This is a genomic window from Terriglobus albidus (assembly GCF_025685425.1).
Lineage (GTDB): Bacteria > Acidobacteriota > Terriglobia > Terriglobales > Acidobacteriaceae > Terriglobus > Terriglobus albidus.
Genome location: NZ_JAGTAS010000022.1, coordinates 47,651 through 70,810, shown reverse-complemented (window position 1 = coordinate 70,810; position 23,160 = coordinate 47,651). Strand labels below are relative to the sequence as shown.

24 protein-coding genes are annotated in these 23,160 nt (G+C 58.9%); 4 read left to right on the top strand and 20 right to left on the bottom strand.

The genetic code is table 11. The annotated features are described in order from the left end of the window. Nucleotide 1: 1 nt before the first annotated feature. The 7 genes from OHL21_RS02395 to lysS form a co-directional block, all read right to left on the bottom strand. Nucleotides 2-208: a hypothetical protein gene (locus OHL21_RS02395; protein ID WP_263415651.1), complete on the bottom strand. Its 207-nt coding sequence runs from the start codon at nt 206-208 to the stop codon at nt 2-4. Beyond that, nucleotides 205-621 carry an EamA family transporter gene (locus tag OHL21_RS02390; protein ID WP_263415650.1) on the bottom strand — a complete coding sequence of 139 codons (417 nt, stop codon included), beginning with the start codon at nt 619-621 and terminating at the stop codon, nt 205-207. The genes OHL21_RS02395 and OHL21_RS02390 overlap by 4 nt, the downstream gene beginning before the upstream one ends. 76 nt (nt 622-697) lie before the next feature. After that, nucleotides 698-2,176 carry a hopanoid biosynthesis associated radical SAM protein HpnJ gene (gene hpnJ / locus OHL21_RS02385; RefSeq protein ID WP_263415649.1) on the bottom strand — a complete coding sequence of 493 codons (1,479 nt, stop codon included), beginning with the start codon at nt 2,174-2,176 and terminating at the stop codon, nt 698-700. A 121-nt stretch (nt 2,177-2,297) separates the two neighbouring features. Beyond that, nucleotides 2,298-2,615, bottom strand: coding sequence for a hypothetical protein (locus OHL21_RS02380; protein ID WP_263415648.1), 318 nt, complete (start codon nt 2,613-2,615; stop codon nt 2,298-2,300). Between the two features lie 20 nt (nt 2,616-2,635). Then, entirely contained in the window at nt 2,636-3,982 is a 1,347-nt protein-coding gene (locus OHL21_RS02375) for a TolC family protein (protein ID WP_263415647.1), read from the bottom strand. A 208-nt stretch (nt 3,983-4,190) separates the two neighbouring features. Next, on the bottom strand, nt 4,191-4,988 hold the full coding sequence (locus OHL21_RS02370; protein ID WP_263415729.1) for a TIGR00282 family metallophosphoesterase: 798 nt from the start codon (nt 4,986-4,988) through the stop codon (nt 4,191-4,193). A gap of 234 nt (nt 4,989-5,222) precedes the next feature. Continuing rightward, on the bottom strand, nt 5,223-6,878 hold the full coding sequence (gene lysS, locus OHL21_RS02365; protein ID WP_263415646.1) for a lysine--tRNA ligase: 1,656 nt from the start codon (nt 6,876-6,878) through the stop codon (nt 5,223-5,225). Between the two features lie 251 nt (nt 6,879-7,129). On the opposite strand from lysS, the gene OHL21_RS02360 reads away from it, so the two are divergent. From OHL21_RS02360 to OHL21_RS02345, 4 genes are all read left to right on the top strand, one after another. After that, nucleotides 7,130-7,378: an AtpZ/AtpI family protein gene (locus OHL21_RS02360; protein WP_263415645.1), complete on the top strand. Its 249-nt coding sequence runs from the start codon at nt 7,130-7,132 to the stop codon at nt 7,376-7,378. Next, the gene (locus tag OHL21_RS02355; RefSeq protein ID WP_263415644.1) at nt 7,375-7,806 is read left to right on the top strand and encodes an ATP synthase subunit I; all 432 of its coding nucleotides are present in this window, start codon (nt 7,375-7,377) and stop codon (nt 7,804-7,806) included. Before OHL21_RS02360 ends, OHL21_RS02355 begins: the two co-directional genes overlap by 4 nt. A 32-nt stretch (nt 7,807-7,838) precedes the next feature. Continuing rightward, entirely contained in the window at nt 7,839-8,570 is a 732-nt protein-coding gene (atpB, locus tag OHL21_RS02350) for a F0F1 ATP synthase subunit A (RefSeq protein WP_263415643.1), read from the top strand. Between the two features lie 144 nt (nt 8,571-8,714). Beyond that, on the top strand, nt 8,715-9,017 hold the full coding sequence (locus tag OHL21_RS02345; protein WP_263415642.1) for an ATP synthase F0 subunit C: 303 nt from the start codon (nt 8,715-8,717) through the stop codon (nt 9,015-9,017). A gap of 329 nt (nt 9,018-9,346) precedes the next feature. On the opposite strand, the gene OHL21_RS02340 is transcribed toward OHL21_RS02345, so the two are convergent. The 13 genes from OHL21_RS02340 to OHL21_RS02280 all read right to left on the bottom strand — a co-directional run bounded on the left by OHL21_RS02340 (nt 9,347) and on the right by OHL21_RS02280 (nt 23,154). Continuing rightward, complete coding sequence (locus OHL21_RS02340; RefSeq protein ID WP_263415641.1) at nt 9,347-10,813, bottom strand: NADH-quinone oxidoreductase subunit N; 1,467 nt, start codon at nt 10,811-10,813, stop codon at nt 9,347-9,349. After that, the gene (locus tag OHL21_RS02335; protein ID WP_263415640.1) at nt 10,813-12,393 is read right to left on the bottom strand and encodes a complex I subunit 4 family protein; all 1,581 of its coding nucleotides are present in this window, start codon (nt 12,391-12,393) and stop codon (nt 10,813-10,815) included. Before OHL21_RS02335 ends, OHL21_RS02340 begins: the two co-directional genes overlap by 1 nt. Further along, complete coding sequence (nuoL, locus tag OHL21_RS02330) at nt 12,393-14,357, bottom strand: NADH-quinone oxidoreductase subunit L (RefSeq protein WP_263415639.1); 1,965 nt, start codon at nt 14,355-14,357, stop codon at nt 12,393-12,395. Before nuoL ends, OHL21_RS02335 begins: the two co-directional genes overlap by 1 nt. 11 nt (nt 14,358-14,368) lie before the next feature. Beyond that, nucleotides 14,369-14,671 (bottom strand): NADH-quinone oxidoreductase subunit NuoK, encoded by a 303-nt coding sequence (gene nuoK / locus OHL21_RS02325; RefSeq protein ID WP_147648490.1) that lies wholly within the window; start codon nt 14,669-14,671, stop codon nt 14,369-14,371. Further along, nucleotides 14,671-15,177 (bottom strand): NADH-quinone oxidoreductase subunit J family protein, encoded by a 507-nt coding sequence (locus OHL21_RS02320; RefSeq protein ID WP_263415638.1) that lies wholly within the window; start codon nt 15,175-15,177, stop codon nt 14,671-14,673. Before OHL21_RS02320 ends, nuoK begins: the two co-directional genes overlap by 1 nt. 70 nt (nt 15,178-15,247) lie before the next feature. Beyond that, nucleotides 15,248-16,297 (bottom strand): NADH-quinone oxidoreductase subunit NuoH, encoded by a 1,050-nt coding sequence (gene nuoH, locus OHL21_RS02315; RefSeq protein ID WP_263415728.1) that lies wholly within the window; start codon nt 16,295-16,297, stop codon nt 15,248-15,250. Between the two features lie 21 nt (nt 16,298-16,318). Beyond that, nucleotides 16,319-18,718, bottom strand: a complete 2,400-nt coding sequence (locus tag OHL21_RS02310) for a molybdopterin-dependent oxidoreductase (protein ID WP_263415637.1) — start codon at nt 18,716-18,718, stop codon at nt 16,319-16,321. A gap of 12 nt (nt 18,719-18,730) precedes the next feature. After that, nucleotides 18,731-20,053 (bottom strand): NADH-quinone oxidoreductase subunit NuoF, encoded by a 1,323-nt coding sequence (gene nuoF / locus OHL21_RS02305; RefSeq protein ID WP_263415636.1) that lies wholly within the window; start codon nt 20,051-20,053, stop codon nt 18,731-18,733. Continuing rightward, nucleotides 20,053-20,562 (bottom strand): NADH-quinone oxidoreductase subunit NuoE family protein, encoded by a 510-nt coding sequence (locus tag OHL21_RS02300; protein ID WP_263415635.1) that lies wholly within the window; start codon nt 20,560-20,562, stop codon nt 20,053-20,055. Before OHL21_RS02300 ends, nuoF begins: the two co-directional genes overlap by 1 nt. A 142-nt stretch (nt 20,563-20,704) precedes the next feature. Continuing rightward, nucleotides 20,705-21,004: a transcriptional regulator gene (locus OHL21_RS02295; RefSeq protein WP_263415634.1), complete on the bottom strand. Its 300-nt coding sequence runs from the start codon at nt 21,002-21,004 to the stop codon at nt 20,705-20,707. A gap of 10 nt (nt 21,005-21,014) precedes the next feature. Beyond that, nucleotides 21,015-22,268 (bottom strand): NADH dehydrogenase (quinone) subunit D, encoded by a 1,254-nt coding sequence (nuoD, locus tag OHL21_RS02290; RefSeq protein ID WP_263415633.1) that lies wholly within the window; start codon nt 22,266-22,268, stop codon nt 21,015-21,017. Beyond that, a complete protein-coding gene (locus OHL21_RS02285) occupies nt 22,268-22,750 on the bottom strand; it encodes an NADH-quinone oxidoreductase subunit C (RefSeq protein ID WP_399257011.1) in 483 nt (160 codons plus the stop codon). Before OHL21_RS02285 ends, nuoD begins: the two co-directional genes overlap by 1 nt. Beyond that, the gene (locus OHL21_RS02280) at nt 22,750-23,154 is read right to left on the bottom strand and encodes an NADH-quinone oxidoreductase subunit A (RefSeq protein WP_263415632.1); all 405 of its coding nucleotides are present in this window, start codon (nt 23,152-23,154) and stop codon (nt 22,750-22,752) included. The genes OHL21_RS02285 and OHL21_RS02280 overlap by 1 nt, the downstream gene beginning before the upstream one ends. Nucleotides 23,155-23,160 lie beyond the last annotated feature (6 nt).

The following is a 23,160-nucleotide window of genomic DNA, read 5'->3' as shown; positions in this document are numbered from 1 at the left end:
CTTACAGCAGTTGTGCGTGTTGTTCAGCAAACCGAGCTCCGTTCTGCTTGAGGACGCCGAGGCGTCCAGAAGCTCCGCCGAGTCTCATCAGAACGACGGCGACGAGCAGCATCAGGAAGAGCATCCGCAGACCCTTTCGGGCTCCCCAACGAACTTGTTCACTGGGGTGAAGTCCTTCAGAGACGTTGCCTGATCCGGAAGCGATCATGGTGTCTCCTCGGCATGTTCTGTCCTTGAGGGGCCCTGCGCCACGAATCCGACACCGACAACGATCAGAGAGATCCCAAGCCAGCGAGACTTGGAGATATCTTCGTGCAGAAAAAACTTTGAGAGCAGAGCAGTGATTACATTGCCGAAGGCGGTCGCCGGATAAACGAAGCTGACATCAGCCCAGCTGAGCGCCGTGATATTGCATGCCATGAAGCCCAGCAGAACCAGGATTCCGCCGATCACCCAGGGATTGCCGATTGCGGTAAACAGGGTTCCAAGATGATGCACATCGACGACCCCGACCTGCTGCATGCCCCTTGCCAGCAGGAAGTCGCCGACTGCCGCTCCGACCATGACGCATATCAGGATCAGCCAGCGTTGCGGAGTCAGTGTGTGATGCGTGGAGCTCATCCGTTCAACTTTCTGCCTTCGGCAAGCGTGAGGCGGGGCCAAAGCCCCGCCTCACGTTGTACAGCCTGTATGAGTGCTAAGCATTCATGCTGACGGATTCCTGCTGCTTCATCGCATTCTCCGCCTTCTTCTGCTTGACCACCTTGTTACGCTGCGAACGCAGCTTCAGGAAGGCCTTGGCCTCTTGATATAGGCGAGGAACGTCGCGGTTGACGATTGCCTTCCAGATTACGCGGAAGGCCGCCTTCGGACGGAAGTAGTACTCGTCGTAGAAGCGGTGCACCATCTCGAGAACGTATTCGGTCGGCAGGCCGGGGTACTCGATATGTGCCATCTGGTGGCCGCTATCATCCGACATGACCTCGTTCGTAATGAAGCCGTTCTTCTTGGCGTAGTCGTAGAACTCGGTACCAGGGTAGGCGTGCGCGATGGAGACCTGGATGGTTTCGCAGTCCAGCGTTTTGGCGAAGTTGATCGTGTTGCGGATCGACTCCTTGGTCTCGCCCGGTAGGCCCAGGATGAAGTCGGCATGGATGACCAGGCCGAGATCGTGGCAGTCCTTCACGAAGTCGCGCGCACGCTCAACCGTGGCGCCTTTCTTGATGTTCTTCAGGATCTGCGGATCGCCGGACTCGAAGCCCACAATCAGCAGGCGGCAGCCCGCTTCCTTCATGGCCTTCAGTGTCTCGCGGTCAGTGGTGACGCGCGAGGTGCAGGACCAGGTGATGCCCAGGGGCTTCAGTTTGGCGCACAGCTCGATGGTACGTGCCTTCTGAATGTTGAAAGTGTCATCGTCGAAGAAGAACTCCTTGACGTCGGGGAAGTTCTCCTTGGCCCACTTCATCTCGGCGGCGACATCGTCGGTCGAGCGCTTACGCCACGCATGGCCGGAGAGAGTCTGCGGCCAGAGGCAGTAGGTGCACTGTGCCGGGCAGCCACGCGTAGAGTAGAGCGCGATGTAGGGATGCAGCAGGAAGGGGACGTTGTACTTCGTCACGTCCATATCGCGCTTGTAGATCTTGGTTGCCCAGGGCATCTGGTCGAGGTCTTCGACCTGCGGACGATCAGCATTGTGCTGAATGGTGCCGTCGGCATTGCGATAGCTGATGCCGAGAATCTCGTTCAGCGGCTTGCCCTGCGCAAACTCGACGACAGAGAAGTCGAACTCACGGCGGCAGACGAAATCGATCGCCGAGCACTCGTTCAGGGCGCGGTCCGGGTCAGTAGTGACGGGCGGTCCGACAAAAGCAATCCTGATGCTGGGGTTAGCTTTCTTGATGGCCTGCGCCAATGCGTGGTCACCGGCCCAGCCTACGGTCGAGGTGAACAGCACCAGGAACTCGTAACCCTTGGCAATCTCGATCGTCTCTTCTGCGGAAATATGGTGCGGAGGAGCGTCGAGCAGGCGCGAACCCTCGAGCATTCCAGCCGGATACGCAAGCCACACGGGATACCAGTACGACTCGATTTCACGGGTAGCGGGCCAACGAGAGCTGGCTCCGCCGTCAAAATTCTCAAACGAGGGCGGGTTAAGAAACAGCGTTTTCAGCGGCATGGTAATACCCCTGATTTTACCATTCGGGGGCTATGGAACTCCCCAAGGTTTCCGGTCAGGAGGTCTCATGAGCTCCGAATGGAACCTATACAGGTACGCGCAGGGGCGATTTGATTTCTATCTAAGGGAGGTTCTGCCGGGAGGTGGCCGTGGTCAGACCCTTAGCGTCCACAAATACGAGCCAGAACTTCGGATGCAGGGAATAGAAGAAGGATCGATAGACCAGGACGTGATCGCAGTCTCCAAGGGTAATGGTCGTTCCGTAGGCAGAACAGGGGCTGCTGACACTGCTCGGAGTGCCCATGGCTGCTTTGACGACGGATTCCGGCTCCTGTGGGAAGACCTGGTTCAGACGAGCGTCCAGCCGGCGGTCGTGGTACACCCCGTAGATCACCACTCCTATTAGGAGGAGGATGATGACCAGAAATACATTACGCATATTTCTGCTAAGAGTACGAATCAGGGCTTCGAGGTTGCCGCTGATGGTGCTTGCGGCAAAGTATTGTCGAGCCGGACAGAGCTCTTCAACCACTGCTCCAACTGACCGGTAACGCGCAAGGCGCTGATCTGGGTCTGACGAAGCGCGAGATCGGCGTCCAACATGTCCAGAAACTTCTGTCGCTCCTGAATACGTGCGTTCTGCTCATCCTTCGGCGTCGGCGGGGGAGCATTCGGATTTCCCGCGCCTTGGTTGAGCTGGATCTGCACTGCTTCGAGTTGCTCTTGCGCCAGATCCCGGTCCAACGTGGCGATCTCGGTGCGGACAGCAAGTTCCGGCAGGGCATTCACGGCCTTCGCCCGGCCTTCGAGAAACTCTTTCTTGATGCGGTCTGCGTCGTACTGCGCTCGGACAGCGTCTGCGATAGACTCTCTCGCTTTGGCGCGGAGATTGGCGTTGAAGATGGGCCAGTTCAACTGGATACCGAAAGAGAAGTTATTTCTCTGGAAGTTCCGGTAGTAGTCCTGATAGTTGTTGAACTCCGCATAACGGTTGTACTGGGCAGCGAAGGCAATCTGCGGACGATAGAGCTTCCGCGAGTCTCCAAAGGCAACCTGGAACTTCGACTGCGCACTGGCATAGGCAGCCTGAATCGCGGGGATGTTGGTTGCCGGCGGCCCTTCAACCGGGGCGGGCGGCTGCGGAATGGTGTCGTGAATCGTGCTCAGACCCTCCGCGGGAAGTCCGGTTAGATTCGCCAGATGCTGCCGCTGGAAATTGGTATCGCTCTCAGTATGCAGACGGGCGAGTTTTACCTGGGCCGCGGTAAGGCGGGACTTGGTGAAGTCGATCCTGCTGTCCTGGTTTGCATCGAGCCTGGCCTGGGTAATCTCCGTCAGTTTCGAAGCAAAAGCCAGTTGCTGCTGCAGTGCGTCGAGGCGTTGCAGATCGTGATCAAGAGCGAGATAGGTCAGTGCCGTGTCTTCCGCGACTGCCTGACGTGCGTCAGCGAGGGCGTAGTTGGCCGCCTCAAGTCCCATCCGGGCAGCGCGGATGTAGTTCTTCTGCGACTGATCGAAGACCAGGGACTGCACCGTGAAGCTGTAGAGGGTCGGCTGACCGACAGGGAAGCCGTAGGAGTAGCCGAGACCCGAGCCGGCGCTGAGCGACGGAATAAAGACATCCCTCGATTCGGCGAGCACCGCCGTTGACTTGGCGACATCGGCCTCGGCCATCTTGACCTTAGGGCTGTTGCGAAGGGCAAGGTCGATGGCGGAGCTAAATGAGATCTGGGCGTGCGCCGCCGGAGCCGCCAGGGCGACAGCCAGAACAACAGGAAAGCAAATGAGAGAGCGTACAAGCCTCAAATCGGAGAATCCTTCAGAACCCTTATGTGACCTGTAATCCATCGTACAGGTGAGCGCAACCGTTTAGATTGTTTCTGATGCCGGTGCGATGCGAGTTGTTTAGAGCATTTTCCCTGTTGCTGGGTGGCCGAAAAAGGACTGCAGCGGCGTCTTCATTGCGGAAAACCATATGCGGAAGCCCTGTAGTACCTCCACAGGGAAAATGCTCCTACTCCCCCAGCATGATGCGTTGGATGCCGTTAGCCCTGCCCGTCGCACCATCGCAACGAATCAGGGTGGCGCACATCTTCGGGTTGCCCTTAGCCGCTTCGAACTTGCCTGGGGCGCCAGTCAGAAACCGGTTCAGGACAAGTTCTGTCACGACCCCAATGACCGAATCGTACGGTCCGGACATGCCTACGTCCGTCTGGTAGGCCGTACCGCCGGGAAGGACGCGCTCATCGGCTGTCGGGATATGCGTATGTGTGCCCAGAACGGCGGTCACTCTGCCGTCCAGATACCATCCCATGGCGACCTTCTCACTGGTCGCTTCGGCGTGGAAATCAACAAAGATGACCTTCGCCTTAATATCGCGGAGCAGCATATCGGCCTTGCGAAAAGGGTCGTCGTTCTGCTGCATGAAGACCCGCCCCTGCAGGTTGATGACGGCATACGTCTGGCCGTCGGGAAGCTCGCCTTCGTAGACGCCAAAACCCGGTGTTGCCGGCGAGAAGTTCGCGGGACGGATGACCCGGCGGGCGCGGTCGTGTGAGTAGGATGGGACCGACGAGACGTACTCGAGGATCTCTTTCTTGTCCCAGAAGTGGTTCCCGGTCGTGATGACATGAGCGCCCATATCGAAGATCTCTTCGGCCAGCGCGGGAGTAATGCCGAAGCCTCCGGCGGCGTTTTCACCGTTCACGATCAGAAGGTCGACAGTGTGTGTCTCAAGGACGTGGGGCAGATGTTCGGTAACAATACGGCGACCGGCCGAGCCGAAGATGTCGCCGACAAAAAGAATATTCACACGTTTAAGGATAGAGCATTTCCCTGTAAGTGCAGTGCAGGGCTTCCGCATCTACGGGCGTTTTCCGCAATGAAAACGCCACTGCGCGACCCTTCCGGGATGCCCAGTAACAGGGAAAATGCTCTAGTGGAACGAAGGGCTGTTGGCCAACGACTGACAGAAAAAATCATCGAATCGCTCATAAAAGCATTGAGCCCGGTCGGAACCGGGCTCAATGCGAATCAGGAATGACTGTTATTCCGCAGACTCCCCATGCTCCTGCTTCTCCCCGTGCTTCTGCTGCGGACGAAGCAGCGGGAACAGGATGACATCGCGGATCGAACGCGACCCGGTCAGAAGCATGGTCAGGCGATCGATGCCGATACCTTCACCACCGGTCGGAGGCAGACCGTATGCCAGGGCACGGACGTAATCTTCGTCCATGGCGTGGGCCTCTTCGTCGCCGCGGGCCTTCTCTTCAAGTTGCATCTCAAAGCGGCGGCGCTGATCTTCGGGATCGTTCAGCTCGCTGAAGGCGTTGCCCACTTCGAAGCCGCCGATATAGAACTCGAACCGCTCTACCCACTCCGGCTCATCCGGCTTGACCTTGCTGAGCGGCGATACCGCGAGAGGGAAGTCGTAGATGATTGTGGGCTCGACCAGATGTTCTTCGGCGATGGTCTCGAAGATGGTTGCGATCGTTCTGCCGAGCGGCTCCTTCGCATCGTAGGGTAGATCAATGCCGGCTGAGCGGAGCTGCTGCACAAAACTGGCGACCGCATCGCGCGAGGCAAACGAGTCCATCCCCGGCTTCGCACCCGCAGCTTCAGGCCAGAAGGTGATGATCGCCTCACGCATCGAGAGACGCCGCCACTTGGCGAGGTCGATCTCCACCATCTGGCCTGCACGCTTGCCCTTCGGCAGCGGGAAGCGGGCGATGGTGGTTCCGTTCACCTCGTTGGCGACATAGGTGATCAGCTCTTCCGTGATCTGCATCAGGTCCCAGTAGTTCGCGTAGGCCTGGTAGAACTCGAGCATCGTAAACTCTGGGTTGTGTTGGGTGCTGATGCCCTCGTTGCGGAAGTTGCGATTGATCTCGTAAACACGATCGACGCCGCCAACGACAAGGCGCTTGAGATAGAGCTCCGGAGCGATGCGAAGGTAGAGATCCAGATCGAGCGCATTGTGATGCGTCTGGAATGGGCGTGCCGCTGCTCCGCCTGCGATGGACTGCATCATCGGGGTTTCCACCTCGATGTATCCACGCGAGTCGAAGTAGTTGCGAATGGCGCGCAGCACCTTGGCGCGCTTCACAAAGACCTCGCGTGAAGGAGCGCGCAGGCGCTGACCCTGCTGTGGAGCTCCTCCTTCTTCGGCAGGAGCCAGTTCCTCAAAGTCTCCCGTATCGGTGAAGAGGTCGAGGTAGCGGCGGCGATAGCGGGTCTCGATATCGGCAAGGCCGGAGAACTTGTCAGGGAGAGGCAGCAGCGCCTTGGTCAGAAAGCTGAGAGACTCGACGTGAATGGTGAGCTCGCCGGTGCGGGTGCGGAAGATGTAGCCCTGTACGCCGATGTGATCGCCCAGATCGAGAAGCTTATAGAGCGCGAACTGTTCTTCGCTGACAGCGTCCTTGCGAACGTAGATCTGCAGGCGCTCGCCGTTCTGCTGCAACGTCGCAAAGCCGGTCTTTCCCTGTAGGCGGATGGCCATGATGCGTCCCGCGATGGCGACCGGCGGCTTCTGTGCCTCCAGATCCTCGGCGGAGAGCGCACCGAACTTCGCCCGTGCCTCCGGAATGGTCATCGTCACCGGATAGGTGTTTGGGTACAGGGGCTGGCCGAGCTCGCTGATCTTCTTCAGCGTCTCGATGCGCTCGCCATACAGCTTTTCTTCAAACTCTGATTCGAACAAAAGGAATACTCGCTTCTCAAAAGGACTTGAAAACTCAAGTATATCCGCCAATTTTTCGAGGAAAATGTGGCCGTTACACAGCAAAGGGAACCGCATGCGAGGATGCGGTCCCCCTGGGGGAGGACTGCTGGTTAGAAACATTGGCAGAACGTGCCAGATCCGTGCTGCCAATGTCCCCACAGACCGACAACCAAAGGGAAAGTTGCGCTTCCGTGCGAAATTATTTCCGCGGTGGTGTAATAGGACACGCAATGAGCGAGGAAAATCGCACTCCCGGCAAGCCGAAAGGCGTCCTTGGCGACCTGGTTAAGGCAGAGTCGTTTATTCAGCTGGCGTTTGCGCTGCCGATCGGGTGCCTGGTGGGCTGGCTGCTTGGGCATTGGATCGACACCAAGCTGGGGACGCACTGGATTGGGGTCGTGGGCATCCTGGTGGGTGCGGCCGGCGGATTCATCCAGATCTACACCGTCGCCTCGCGCTACATGAAGAGGGACGATTGAACCTGCCGGACTCTGCCAGTTACACCGACGACGACTTCCGCCGCTTGATCCTGCGCGCCATGAAACTTGCCACCATTCTGGCGTTGGTGGGCGCCGCGGGCGTCTGGCTCAAGTGGGGATGGCGGTCCGCCGTTCTTCTGCTGGTTGGCGCCTTGATCAGCACCAGCGGCCTTTGGGAATGGCTCCGGCTCATGACGGCCATTATGGTTCGCATGGACGCCAACGCTGACGCTACGGTGAAAAAAGGGCGGTCCCTTGGTTTGGTTCTGGCGGGCTTTTTCCTGCGCCTGGGACTCACTTTAGTGGCCCTGTATGTTAGCCTTAAGTTTCTGGATGGTTCGGTTTACGCGCTGGCGGCCGGCCTCGGTCTGGGCGTTTTTGCCTTGGCGTTCGAGGGGGCGAAGTTGGCCCGCGTCTGGACCGTCTAGGAAGTCCTCAGACAGGTTATTAGCCCCAAGATATGCCTCACCAGTTGCTGTTTACCGAGTTTCTGAATAACCATTTTGGCGGTCTGACGAACGGAATCCTGCATTCTGTGGGTTACACGCCGAAATATCCCGCTGCGCCGATCTCCAATTCGTTTGCGATGGAGATTCTGGTGGCGTTGTTCCTGTTGGCTTACTTCGTTGTGATTCGCCTGACGCTCAGCGTCGAGAATCCCGGCGGCGCGCAGCACCTGGCGGAGATGACCCACGAGTTCGTCTCGGGCCAGGGTGAGAGCATCATCGGTCACGGCTATGAGAAGTTCACCGGCTACCTGACTGCCATCTTCCTGTACATCTTGCTCTCGAACCTGATGGGGCTGATCCCTGGGCTCGAGTCGCCGACCGCTGACAAGGTTGTACCCCTGGGTCTGGCGATTCTGACCTTCTTCTACTACCACTGGTACGGCATCAAGGCCAACGGTTTCGGATACATCAAGCAGTTCCTGGGCCCCGTCTGGTGGCTGGCGCCTCTGATGTTCCTCATCGAGGTGATCTCACACCTCGCTCGCGTGCTCTCGCTCACCGTCCGTTTGTACGCGAACATGTTCGCCGGTGATCTGCTGACACTGGCCTTCTTCTCGCTGGTGCCCATCGGTATCCCGCTGGTCTTCCTCGGCCTGCACCTTGGCGTTGCTGTGATTCAGGCATACGTCTTCATGCTGCTGGCTACGATTTATGTCAGCCTCGCGGTTTCGCACGAGCACTAGGCTCCGGCTGAACGACAAGTTTGACGCATGCGGTACCGGCTTCCACCGCATGCGGAGCAACACCGCCATGAGCGTGAGGGGGTCAGCACGGTGAACCTCAACCACCCACTGATGACGGAATTCCGGAAGCCCGGAGTAACTCCAATGCGTAAGCTTCAGTATCTGTTCATGACGGCCGCCGCTCTTCTGTTGGCGCCTGCCGCGTTCGCTCAAACCGCCGACGCCGGCAGGTCCGGTCTTTACTACATCGCTGCCGGTCTGGGCATGGCCCTCGCCGCTGGCCTCTGCGGTCTGGCTCAGGGCAAGGCCACTGCCTCTGCCGCCGAAGCGCTGGCCCGCAACCCTGGCGCTCGCCCCGGCATCTTCACCTTCCTGATCCTCGGCCTGGCCTTCATCGAGTCCCTGGCTCTGTTCACCTTCGTTATCATCTTCCTGAAGGTTCAGTAAGCGATTCGCAGTACATGAACGTAGAAAGCCCTCGCTTCGGCGAGGGTTTTCTTCTGTAGATATAGGGGCTAGAACCGCTTTTGTTGGGGCATTTCGGAGCGTAGAGGAGGAATCTGTTTATTCCATTACCTCGTCCGGGTGCCCCTCCCTCGCAAGGCTAGGGTGGGCAAAGGAATACCCATATATCGCTGAGAAAGGTCGAAGACGGATCGCGTAGAGCGCGATGATCCCACATCTCGGCAGAGCCGAGATATGGGGGCACCCAGGGTGCGTCCCACAAAACAAATGCCGGCGATCAATGGTCGCCGGCATTTGTTTTGTAAGGGGTATTAGCGGTTACGCGATACCTGCACCGTTGCTCCGCGTTGCGCCAGTCCCAGGACCTTGCCGGGCAGGACGCCCAGGAGTAGAGTCGCGAGCACCGCGCCGGCGATAGCAATTGCGGCCGCCGGAGAGCTGCCCTCGAACTCGCCGCCCTCCTCGCCGAGCTTGCGGCTGTACAGCGCCGTCAGCAGGCGGAGGTAGTAGAAGCAGGCGACACCCGAGTTCAGCAGGCCAAGTACAGCCAGCCATACATGTCCGGCGCCGATGGCGGCGTTGAAGACGTAGAACTTGCCGAAGAAGCCACCGGTGAAGGGAATGCCGATCAGCGAGAGCAGGAAGAACGCAAGCGCCGCGGCCAGTACTGGATGCTTTTGCGCCAGGCCACGATAGTCGTCGATGGTGCGCAGAGGCTCGTCATAGCCGCCAAGCTGGCTGATCACAGCAAAGGCTCCGACGTTCATCGCCGCATAGCCTGCGGTGTAGAAGGCCGCTGCTGCAATGCTGTCCGCCGGAAGCGCTGTGTACGCCACCATCAGATAACCGGCATGAGCGATCGACGAGTAGGCAAGCATGCGCTTGGCGTCCTTCTGCAGTAGCGCGCCGAGATTGCCGATGGTCATCGAAAGTACTGCGATGATGCCGATGAGCCATACCCAGCGAGCATGCAACAGCTCCGAGCTATAGGTGGTAGCGGTGATGCGCAGCAGGACCGCGAACACGGCTGCCTTCGGTGCGGTCGACATCAGGCCGACAACCGGAGCAGGAGCACCCTGGTAGACATCCGGAGTCCATACATGGAAGGGCGCTGCCGAGACCTTGAAGCCCAGGCCGACCAGCATCATGGCCAGAGCCAGGAATGCCATCGTCGGGAACGCGGTAACACTAAGGCCAGAGGCAATACCGTTCAGCGAAGTCGTACCGGTCGCGCCGAAGGCCAAAGCAATGCCGTACAGGAAGAAGGCCGTCGCGAAGGAGCCCAGAAGGAAGTACTTGAGTGAGGACTCGGAGGCCGTGGCCTGTCCTTTTCGGTAGCCGGCAAGGATGTAGGTCGAGATCGACGAGATCTCGAGTCCAATGAAGACCATCAGCAACTCCACCGAGCAGGTCATCAGCATCATGCCGACCGCGCCGAAGAGCACAAGGGCAAAGTACTCGCCCGAGTGCGAGGTGGCGCCGGGCTTGAAGTAATCGAGCGAGACCAGAAGCGTCAGCAGAACGATCGACGCAATCAGCAGATGGAAGAAAACGGAGAAGGTGTCCATCTGGATCGAGCCGGAGAAGGTCAGCAGAATCTGGTGAGTCCGCAGCTGCAGCAGCGTCGCACCGGCAGCGCCCAGGGTTCCCAGTACCGCCAGCCAGCCGAGAGCTTTCTTGGACGCCTTGGGCGCGAAGAAGGGATCGGCCAGCATGATCAGCACGCCGGTTACAGTGAGAACCACTTCAGGGAGGATCGAAAGCAGGGCAGAAGACATTAGTGCGCACCTCCCTCGGTGCTGCTTACCGGTGTTTCCGGCAATGCAAGGTTTTTGGTCGGATTCGGATAGACGTGGACATCCGTAACGGCAGTCCTGCCTGCGGCTCCCGCGCCGAAGCTATCGATTGCCCGCATCCAGTACGGAGAGGCAACACCCATCACGACGAAGAGGACTGCCATCGGCCAGAGAGCGACCTGTTCACGCGCATCCAGATCCCATCCGGAGACCTCGTCGGGACGACGGCCCATACCACCGTAGAAGACCCGCTGAATCGCCCAGAGCATATAGCCCGCACCGAAGATGACGCCGGTGGTTGCAATCGTGGTCCAGAGCATTGGATGGGCGACATAGATGGTCTGCAGCGAGCCTGACAACGTCAGGAACTCACCGACGAAACCATTCAGGCCCGGCAGGCCAATATTCGAGAGAGCAGTGATAACGAAGAGCGTGACCATCCATGGCAGCTTCTGTGCCACACCACCGAGCTCGCGCATATCGTAGGTGCCATAGCGCTCATACAGCGCACCCAACAGCATGAAGAGCGCGCCGCCGGAGATACCGTGGTTGATGATCTGGTAGACGCCACCATCGATACCGGCAACCGTGAAGCTGAAGATGCCCAGAGTGATGAAGCTCAGGTGGCCGAGCGTCGAGTAAGCCGCCAGCCGCTTCAGGTCGGTCTGAACCAGGGCGACCAGCGCGCCGTAGGCAATACCGATTGCGCCCAGCGCGATCATCAGTGGAGCGATCTGACGTGACTGCTCCGGGAAGATACCGAAGCTGAAGCGTAGAATCGAGTAGAGACCGAGCTTTCCGGCCAGCACCATCACGGCTGCGGTTGGAGCTTCAAAGATCGCGTCCGAAAGCCATCCGTGCAGCGGGAAGACCGGGACCTTGACGGCAAAGGCGACCAGGAAGGCCAGCGAGGCCAGCCACAGGGCTGCATGGTTCGAGGAGATGCTGTGCGATGCCCCCATCTGCTGCAGCATCGGCAAATCGAAGGTTCCGGTCTGCGCATAGACCCACAGCATGCCCACCAGCAAAATCGCCGAAGGAATGAAGGCATAGAGAAAGTACTTGAGGGCAGCTTTGGCGCGCTTATCGGTGCGTCCGAAGGTAGCGATGAGAATCGCCATCGGCACCAGCGACCACTCCCAGAAGCCGTAGTAGAGGAAGAGATCGAGTGCGACGAAGACACCGATCATAGCCGTCTGCTGCAGCAGGAAGAGCGTGTAGAACAGCTTCTCGCGCCGGTCGATGGCGCGCCAGCTGATCAGGACACCCAGAGGAGCCAGGAAGCCGGAAAGCACAACCAGCCACATGGACAGGCCGTCGACGCCCAGGTGATAGCGGATCGCCGGCGAGGCAATCCACGGGACATTCACTTCAAACTGATAGCCGGTGAGGCCGTACTGATAGTGCGCCGGCAGATGCAGCGTGAACAGGAAAGTCAGCAGCGTGACCACCAGCGCTCCCCACTTCTGCAGTGTGGGATTGGCCGGGAGCAGCGCAAGCAGAATCGCCCCAACGGTAGGGAAGAAGACGATCAGCGAAAGGATGGAGCTGTCGATAGTCATTAGTGCGTTGCTCCAAAGGCTTTGAGACCGAAGGTCATGGCAATCAACAGAACGGCGGCGCCTAAGGCCAGCCAGCCTGCATAGGAACGAATGTTGCCCGATTGGATCTTACGTGCCAGGTAACCACCACCCTTGGCGGTAAGACCTAGAGTCGCTCCCGTGCCGTCCACGACGCCCTTATCGATGAATCCTGCAAGGAACAGCCGGGTAAACATGAGCGTCGGAACAACGATCAGGCCGTTGTAGATCTCGTCGATGTAGAACTTGTTGGCAAGAACGTTGTAGAGGCCGCGGTTCTTCTCAGCGAGGGCGCCTAGCGTTCCCGGCTTCTTGTAGTAGAAGACGTAGGCGAAGATGAATCCGATCGCCGCAACCAGAACAGAGACGGCCGCCAGTCCGAATTCGGAGGGATGGCTTGCGGTCGCCGCAACCGCGGCCGGCTCACCGAAGACCGGAGAGAGGAAGTGCTCGATCTCCATGCTTCCACCAAAGGCCTTCGGAATACCGACCCATCCACCGACGATGGAGAGCACCGCGAGGATCGCCAGCGGAATCGTCATGATCGCAGGAGATTCATGCACTCCATGTGCGTGACTATGATCGTCACCGTGGTGGGTATCGTGTGCCGGCTCCTGGAACTCACCGAAGAAGGTTTTGAACCACAGGCGGAACATGTAGAACGAGGTCATACCCGCTGTCACCAGACCAATGGCCCACAGAACTACGTGGCCGGAGGCAAAAGTCTGGTACAGGATCTCGTCTTTGGAGAAGAAACCGGCCAGCGGAGGAGCGCCTGCGATGGCGATCACACCCACCGTCATCGTCCAGAAGGTAACGGGGATCTTCTTCCGGAGGCCGCCCATGGCGCGCATGTCCTGCTCGCCGCCGATGGCGTGGATCACTGATCCGGCCGCGAGGAAGAGCAGCGCCTTGAAGAAGGCGTGCGTCATCAGATGAAAGATCGCGCCGGTGTACGCAGCAACGCCGCAGGCCAGGAACATGTAGCCGAGCTGCGAAACGGTCGAGTAAGCCAGAACGCGCTTGATATCGTTCTGCACCAAGCCGATTGAGGCGGCGAAGATTGCCGTCAGAGCGCCGATGACTGCGACGACAGAGAGCGCAGTGGGCGAGTGGGCAAAGAGTACGTGCGACCGGGCCACCATGTAGATGCCGGCGGTCACCATCGTCGCCGCGTGGATGAGAGCGGAGACCGGTGTCGGGCCTTCCATGGCGTCCGGCAGCCAGACATACAGCGGAATCTGCGCCGACTTACCGGTCGCACCGAGCACCAGCAGCAGAGCGATGGCCGTCATCATGCCGCCCTGCCACTCTGGATGCGCTGCGATCTGCGCGAAGACCTCAGTGAAGTTCAGCGTATGGAACTGCGCGATGATCAGGAACATCGCCAGCAGGAAGCCGAAGTCGCCGATGCGGTTGACGATGAATGCTTTCTTGCCTGCATTCGCTGCCGAGTCCTTCTTGAAGTAGAAGCCGATCAGCAGATACGAAGCCAGACCTACGCCTTCCCATCCGACGAAGAGCAGCAGGAAGTTGGCTGCCAGCACCAGAACCAGCATGAAGAACATGAAGAGATTCAGGTAGGCAAAGAACCGCCAGTAGCCTTCTTCATGTGCCATGTACCCAGTGGCGTAGAGATGGATCAGGAAGCCGACGCCTGTGACGATCAGCAGCATCAGCAGCGTGAGGTGGTCGACGTTGAAGGCGAAGTTGACCGTGAAGCCCGAGACGGAGATCCAGGGCGCACCGGCCAGAGAGATCTGCTCCGGTCCACCGCTGGCAAACATCGTAGATGCCAGCTTCAGCACCAGGCCAAAAGGTACAGCAGTAAACAGCAGGGCAATCGCCGCTACGACAGTGCGCGGAAACTTCCGGCCCACCAGGCCATTGATCAGGAAGCCGGCGAAGGGCAGTAGCGGGATCCACCAGAGATAGCTAAATTCCATGTTCTGGTCCGTTAGCCTTTCAGTAGGTTGACCTGGTCGACGTTCAGCGTCTGCCGCGACCGGAAGAGGGCGATGATAATGGCGAGTCCAACCGCGGCTTCAGCCGCGGCGACTACCATCACGAAGAAGACGAAGATCTGACCGTTCAGTTTGTTCCACTGATGGGCAAATGCGATAAAGGTCAGGTTGACCGCATTGAGCATCAGTTCGATCGAGATAAAGATCGTGATGACATTGCGCTTGACCAGATAGGCGGCGATGCCCAGCGAGAACAGGATGGCCGCAAGCACGAGATAGTAACTGATCGGTACCATTACCGCTCCTTCTTTGCGAGCACGACAGCTCCCAGAATCGCAACCAGGATCAGCACCGAGGTCACCTCGAAGGGAAGCAGCAGGTCGGTGAAGAGCAGCGAACTGATCTGAGAGATGTTGGAGGATGCTTCATCCAGGGAACCACCGAGGTGCGAGAGGCCAAGCTTATGACCCTCGCTCAGGAAGACAAAGCTCAGCAGGCAGAAGATCGCGGCGGCTCCGGGAAAGCCGGCGATGGAGGCGATCTTCGAGCCTCGCGTTCGTTCTTCTTCTCCGGCATTGAGAAGCATAATGACGAAGACAAACAGCACCATGACTGCGCCGGAGTAAACGATGATCTGCGCCGCGGCCAGGAACTCCGCTCCCAGCGACCAGTACAGCACCGCCAGCGACATCATCACCACCACCAGCGACAGCGCCGAATTGATCGGGTGACGCTGCAGCAGAAGGTTCAGCGCGGCCAGTACCGCCAGTCCGCCGAAGATAAAGAAGAGTGCAAGATGCATGATCGTATCGACTAACTCATTCTCACGAGCCGCGCGGGTTACCGGCTCATACCAACCGCGGATAACGAATCTAGCTCCTCAGAGCCATCACCAGGCTGGTGGCCAGAATGTTGGCCATCGCCAGGGGAAGCAGAAACTTCCAGCCGAAGCTCATCAACTGGTCATAGCGGAAGCGCGGCAGCGTCGCACGCACCCAGATGTACAGGAACAGGAAGCTGAAAACCTTGGCGACAAACCAGAAGATCGGCAGGATCGCCTGCAGCCAGGTCGGACCGAAGGCCGGTATCCAGCCTTCGAAGGGGCTCGAGGCGCCACCGAAGAACAGCAGTGTCGCGACGCAGGAGACGGTCAGCATGTTGGCGTACTCGGCCATGAAGAACATCGCGAACTTCATCGACGAATACTCCGTGTGATAGCCGGCGACCAGCTCTGATTCGGCTTCAGGAAGATCGAACGGAGCGCGGTTGGTCTCAGCGTATGCCGCCATGATGTAGATGAAGAAGCCGACGAACTGCAGACCGCCGAAAAAGTTCCAGGACAGGAAACCGTGCCCGATCTGTGAGTTCACGATATCGCGCAGGTTCAGCGAGCCTGCACGCAGCACCACACCCACCAGAGACAGGCCCAGGGCCAACTCATAGCTGATGACCTGGGACGATGCGCGCAGCGAACCCATCAGCGAGTACTTATTGTTCGACGACCAGCCCGACAGAGCGATACCGTATACACCGATCGAGGTGATCCCCAGAATCACGAGCAGTCCGATGTTGACATTCGAAACCTCGAAGATATCGACGCCGCGGATCTTGAAGGTTTGGCCGAAGGGAACTACCGCAACCGAGACCAGAGCGCAGGCCAGCGCGATGACAGGAGCGGCAACGAAGAGCGGGCGCTCCACCGACATCGGCATCAGGTCTTCCTTCAGGAAGAGCTTGATGCCGTCAGCCAGCGGCTGCAGCAGGCCGAACGGGCCTACGCGGGATGGTCCCCAGCGATTCTGAATGCGGCCGATCACCTTGCGCTCCAGCAGCACGGTATAGGCCACCGCCGTCAGCGTGATCACCAGCACCACGGCGATCTTGATGATCGTGATCAGTACGAAGAGTTGAAAGTCTGACAAGTGCACTTGGTTTCGTCTCTCTTAGTCCGCAGCCGTGGGTGTAGCTTCCTGGCTGTACTTGCCGTGAAGCTGGGTGAGTTTCTCCGAATAACGGCCGAGCGTGCCGGAGGTAAACAGGGTGTCGTTGGCCGGAAGCACCAGGTCACGACGATTGGTGTCGCCATCAATCTGCACCAGCTCATTCTTGTTGACGACCGGTTCGACGTGCTGGTCATTGCCGCTGAGCAGCTGCAGGCGAAGCAGGCTGCCATAACCCGGCACCAGACGATGAATCTCATCCAGGATGGCGAATGGATCGAACGGCGAAAGCTTCGGCTCCATGTTGTTGGCTGCTAGCCAGACCGCATGACGATCCGCCTCGCCCGACTGCGCTCCGCGGGTCTGTCCGAAGTCGGCGCGCAGGCCGTTGCCGAACGGCACCAGCGACTGGACCTTGTGGTCCATCTTGTCAGCGATGCGCACGATGATCTCGAAGTCAGAACGAACACCGGCTTTGTCAGCGGCCTTGCGAACGAGCTGCAGGTCACCGTAGCTATTGGTCACTGAGCCAGACTTCTCATACAGGTTTGCTGCCGGCAGAACCACGTCGGCAAGAACGGCCGTCTCGGTGAGGTACATGTCTTGTACTACCAGGAACGTATTCTTCAGCGTTGCCGGATCGATCGAGTAGCGGGCGACAGGGTTTGCTCCAACGACGTAAAGCGCTCCGAGTTCACCGGACGCTGCTGCATCGAACTGCTGCAGCAGGTCCAGGCCTTTGGCTGCAGGGAAGTGATCGCCATATTCAGTGGCGAACTCCTTCGGCTGCATCCAGGGGGTGTAGCCCGGCAGAAGATCAGGCAGAAGACCCATGTCAGCGGCGCCGCGCGAGTTGACATAGTCCGAGAGCAGAGCGACCTTCGCGTTCGGCAGCGAGAGAGCAAACTGAACCAGTTTCTCGAGATCCGTCCCGCGCAGCTCGTTGCCGATCAGGACCAGGAGGTTCTCTTCGCCCTTCACCGCATCGCGGAAGGCAGCGAGTGCATTGACGTCGACCGCCGCTGCCTGTGCCGCCGCATCGTCGCCGCCGAGGTACGCAGCAAGAGAACCGTAGCCGAGATCAGTTACCTGAAGGAAGGCCTTGGCCTGACGGCGAAGCTTGATCGGAGCGTGGTTCGCAACGTAGATCCGGGCCTTATTCAGGCGAACATCAGTACGCAGATTCCAAGCTGTCAGCGGATTCTGATTCGTGGGATCGCCGCCGATCAGCAGCACTGCCTTGGCTGTGGCGGTGTCACGCTGCGATGCCGTCTTGCCGCTGGTGCCATTCAGCGCACGGGCAAAGGTGGTGTAGTCGGCGGTGCGGTGATGATCGATGTTGGCGGTGCCAAGCACGCTGCGAGCAAACTTCTGCAGCAGGTACGCCTCTTCGTTGGTGATACGGTTTGAGCCGATCACACCTAGTCCATGGCCGCCCCTGCTGTCACGGACTTCCTTGAACTTCTTGCCGACGACCGTCAGCGCCTCTTCCCAGGAGACAGGCTTCAACTTGCCATCAGCCTGGCGAACCAGCGGCTGTGTCAGGCGCTCTTCATGGTTGGCAAAGTCGAAGGCGAAGCGGCCCTTCGCGCAGAGGAAGTCGTTGTTGATACCCGAGCGGTCACGGTTATCGCCGCGAACGATCTCCATACCATCCGCCGAGCGGCGAACACCGAGTGTCGTCTTGCAGCCGTCGCCGCAGTGCGTGCAGACGGTCCCGACGTGGTTCATCTCCCACGGGCGAGTCTTGTAGCGATAGGAATCCGAGGTCAGCGCGCCGACCGGGCACGCATCGATACACATGCCGCATTCTTCGCAGTCGAGCTGCTGCATCCCCGTTGGGGATTCGCTTGCTGGAATGTTAGGAGCGATCACCGCAGAGGAGCCGCGGTTCTGGATACCCAAAGCGAAGACATCCATGCCCTCGCCGCACATACGTACGCAGCGGTAGCAGAGAATGCACCGCGGGCGATCGAAGTACACGGCCGGCGACCACTTCTGCTCTTCGCGGTGGTTCTTCGGCTCGGTGTAGAAGCTCTCCGCTGCACCGTACTTGAAGGTCATGTCCTGCAACTCGCACTCGCCGCCGGCGTCGCATACCGGGCAGTCGAGCGGGTGATTGCCAAGCAGAAGCTGGATAGTCGCCTTACGGGCCTGAGCGATCTCAGGAGTTTCGGTCTGCACCACCATGCCTTCGGCTACCGGAGTAGTGCACGCCGTCTGCAGCTTCGGCATCTTTTCGATGCGGACCACGCACATGCGGCAGGCAGCCTGCAGCGAGAGACCCGGGTAGTAGCAGAAGGCAGGAATCTCGATACCCGCGGCCTTGCAGGCGTCGATCAGCAGCGTTCCCGCCGGAGCGGTCAACTGTTTGCCGTCGACAATGAAATTTACGTCTGGCATTCCTTCAGTCCTCTAGTGCGCTGCGCCGATCATTTCTTCGGTGGTGATAAGGGCCTTCTCGGTGCGATGACCCTCGAGATATTCTTCAAACTCTTCGCGGAATTTCTTGATGAATCCGAGCGTCGGCATGGCGGCCGCATCGCCCAGCGGGCAGAAGGTGCGGCCCATCATGTTCTCCGCCAGATACTGAATGTTTGCGATGTCCTTCTTGTTACCGTAGCCGTTGTAGAAGCGCGTCAGCGTCTTCTTCAGCCAGTCCGTCCCCTCACGGCAGGGAATGCACCAGCCGCAGCTTTCATGCTGGTAGAACTTGATGGTCCGCAGAGCAAACTCAACGATCGAAACCGTCTCGTCCAGAACGACAATGCCGCCCGAACCAAGCATGGTGCCGGCCTTACCCATCTGGTCGAAGTCAAGACCCACATCGAGTTCATCCGCCTTCAGCACCGGGCAGCTCGAGCCACCAGGAACTACAGCCTTCAGCTTGCGTCCACCTTTGACTCCACCCGCGACCTCGTAGATGGCCTTCTTCAGGTTGTAGCCCATTGGAAGTTCGTAGACACCGGGGCGCTCGACGTGGCCGCTGATACCGAACAAACGCGTTCCGCCATTACGCTCAGAACCGACCTTGGCGTAAGCCTCGCCACCCATAAGGAGAATATGCGGCGCGCTTGCGATGGTCTCGGCGTTGTTGATCACAGTCGGTCCGCCGTACAGACCCACCACGGCAGGGAATGGAGGCTTGATGCGCGGCACGCCACGCTTGCCTTCGAGCGACTCCATCAGGGCGGACTCTTCACCGACCTCATAGGCGCCGGCGCCTGTCTGCGTAACGATGTCAAAGTCCACGCCCTCTTTACCGAAGATGTTCTTACCGAGGAAGCCTTTGGCGTAAGCATCGGCGACAGCCTTCTCCACGACCTTCAGCAGGTAGCGATACTCGCCGCGCAGATAGATGAAGCCCATCTTCGCGCCGATGGCGAGACCCGCGATCATGGTGCCTTCAATGACGGAGTGTGGATCGTGCAGGAAGATGACGTGGTCCTTGCAGGTTCCTGGCTCAGACTCGTCGCCGTTTACCAGAACGTACTTCGGCTTCTCGCTCTGCTTCGGCACGAAGCTCCACTTCAGGCCGGTGGGGAAGCCCGCGCCGCCGCGGCCGCGAAGGCCGCTGATCTTCATCTCGTTGATGACCCATTCGGCGCCTTTTTCAATCGCCATCTGAACTGCTTTGTAGCCGTCCAGCTCCAGATACTTCTCGATGTCCGCGGCGCCTGCGCCGAAACGGCGGGAGATGATCTTGACTTCATCCGGGTGGGAGACAAGGGTAGGCATTACTTCACGTCCTTTCCACGACCGGCAGCGTAATCATCCAGAATCTGGTCGACCTTTGCGGGAGTCAGATCTTCGTGGAAGTCATAGTTCACCTGCATGGCGGGAGCCCAGCAGCAGGCTCCGATGCACTCAACCTCTTCCAGGGAGAAGAGCTTGTCGGCAGTGACTTCCTTGTGGCCGATGCCCAGTTTGGCCTTGCAGTGATCCAGAATCTCGTAACCGCCACGCAGCATGCAGCTGATGTTGGTACAGACCTGTACGTTGTACTTGCCGGCCGGCTTGGTGCGCAGCATGGAGTAGTAGCTGAGAACATTGCGCACATCCAGCTCGAACAGATCCAGGCGCTGGGCGATCTCATGCACGACGGCATCGGAGACATAACCGACCTCGTCTTGTGCGTACAACAGCATGGGAATCAGCGCCGAGCGCTTGACCGGATACAGCGTCACCAGCTTGTCAAAGCGGGCGGCCAGCTCAGGCGAAAAGATCGTGTTGGTGACAGCGCTCATAAACTCCAGGAACCAGCAGAAATTCAGTCTTTGTGATCACGGCAATCTGCCGGTCACGTCTTATCGTCAGGGCAGGGCTTCGGCCATGCCGTCAACGTCTGCGGCGAAAAACCGCTTGAGTTCTACCACTTCAGGGCAAACCCTAGGATACCGCGAACATCTCCCGCGCCAGCCGTTCCGCTGCGTGGTCCATCTCTTCCGTTACATCGGCGTACTGCACCGTGCCGTCTTCCTGCAAAGCAAAGTGAAGCTTGCCGCAATCGTCGCGTTCCATGTCATTGGCAGTGAAGCGAAGCCAGCGGTCATTGACGCGTACCAGAATCACCTCCGGGCCAACTTCAACCACGGCGTGATGCCTGCTGTTCAGTCCATGAGCGGCGCAATACGTGCGCAACAACGACGCCCATGAGGTCCAAAGTTCGGTATGGAGCCGCGCATCCATCGCGTACCGCCTACCTGTCAATCTCTCCAAGCACGATGTCGATCGATCCAATCACGGCGACAACATCGGCCAGCAGTCTTCCCTTACACATCGTCTCCAGCGCCTGCAGCGTGGCGAACGAAGGATTGCGCATGTGCACACGGAAGGGCTTTGCCGTTCCGTCCGACACCACGAAGTAGCCCATCTCGCCACGCGGTGACTCAACGCCCTGATAAACCTGACCTGCAGGTACCGCAAAGCCTTCGGTCACGATCTTGAAGTGATGGATCAGACTCTCCATCTGGGTCTTCATCTGCTCGCGATCCGGAAGGATGATCTTCGGCGCGTCGGCGGTGATGCGGCCATCCGGCAAGCCCTCAAGTGCCTGAGTGGCAATCTTCACCGACTCGTACATCTCCTTCATGCGGACCTCATAGCGGGCCCACACGTCGCCGACCTGCGAGACAGGAACGTCGAACTTGAACTTCTCGTAGCCCGAGTAGGGCATATCGCGGCGCAGATCCCAATCCACACCTGAGGCGCGCAGCGGCGGTCCCGTAACCCCGAGAGCGATAGCATCGGCCGCCGAGAGATGGCCTACATCCTTCAGTCGCCCCATCCAGATCGGATTGCCGGTGAGAAGGTTCTCGTACTCGGCAATCTTCTCCGGCATGATCTTCAGGAAGTTCCGCACGCGATCGTAGAAGTCGATTGGCGGTTCCATGCTGAGACCGCCAATACGGAAGTAGCTGGTCATCATGCGCTGACCGGCCACCATCTCGAAGATACGCAGAATCTCTTCGCGCTCGCGGAAGCAGTACAGGAAGACTGTCAGCGCGCCGATATCCATGGCGTGGGTTCCCAGCCAGACCAGGTGGCTGTTCAGACGCGTCAGCTCGTTCAGCAATACACGCAGATACTGTGCCCGCTCCGGAATCTCTAACTGCAGCAGCTTCTCAACCGCCAGACAGTAGGTCAGATTGTTGGTCATCGGGCAGAGATAGTCTATGCGGTCGGTCAGCGGGACAACCTGCTGATAGAACTTCGCCTCGCAGGTCTTCTCGATGCCGGTATGCAGATAGCCGATATCTGGCGCCAGTGCGACAACACTCTCACCATCGACTTCCAGCACCACGCGCAGCACGCCGTGAGTGGAAGGGTGCTGCGGACCCATATTCAGAACCATCGTCTGGTCCTGCGCTGGATCGATATTGCCGTGCAGCTTGGAGTCTGCGATTACGTCATCTACGCCCGGATTGATGAGGTCTTCAACTGAGGTCGGCATTAGCGGTAGCCCTCCACCGGATAGTCCTTACGCAGCGGGTGCCCCGCCCAGTCATCCGGCATCATGATGCGGCGCAGGTTCGGATGTCCGCCAAAATGTACGCCGAAGAGATCAAAGACCTCGCGCTCGTAAAAGTTCGCCGCAGGCCACACGCTGGTGATGGAATCGATCGACAGATCTTCCGATCCCACCGGGGCGATCAGGCGGACACGCTCTTTCAGCGAGTGCGAAAGGATGTGATACGTAACGTGGAAGCGGGGCTCGCTGGGGTACCAGTCCACGCAGGTCACGTCTTCCATAAAGTTGTAGCCGGCTGCCTGAACCGCTTTGACGGCAGCAACGATCTGATCCTTCGGAACCGTGATCGTCAGCTCGTTCAACGCGAAGCGGGCATCGATCAGCAGGGAAGAGAGCGCGGCGACGGCCGGGTTGGCCGCCATCTGCTCCAGCACTTCTGCCTTTTCCAGGGTTGTTGCAGGCACTAGAGGTCTCCCTTATCGGCAGCCCAGTTGAGGATGCCCTTCTTCCAGACGTAGAACAGACCCACGGCAACGAAGCCGATATAGACAAGCATCTCGTTGAAGCCGAAGAAACGGGAGTGCGTAATGCCTGGGAGCTGTTTGTAGATCACGGCCCAAGGCAGCATGAAGACCGCTTCCACGTCGAAGAGGATGAACAACATGGCCACCATGTAGAAGCGAACGGTAAACCGGCCACGCGCATCGCCGACGGGTTCCATACCGCATTCATAGGTTGAGAGCTTGACCTTGGTACGGCGATGCTTCCCAAGGATGTAGCTGGCTGTCACCATGCCGCCCGCAAGTGCAAGGGCTGCAAGGATTTGAAGGGCCAGCGGAAGATAGTTCCAAATATAAGGAATTTGCATCGTTCG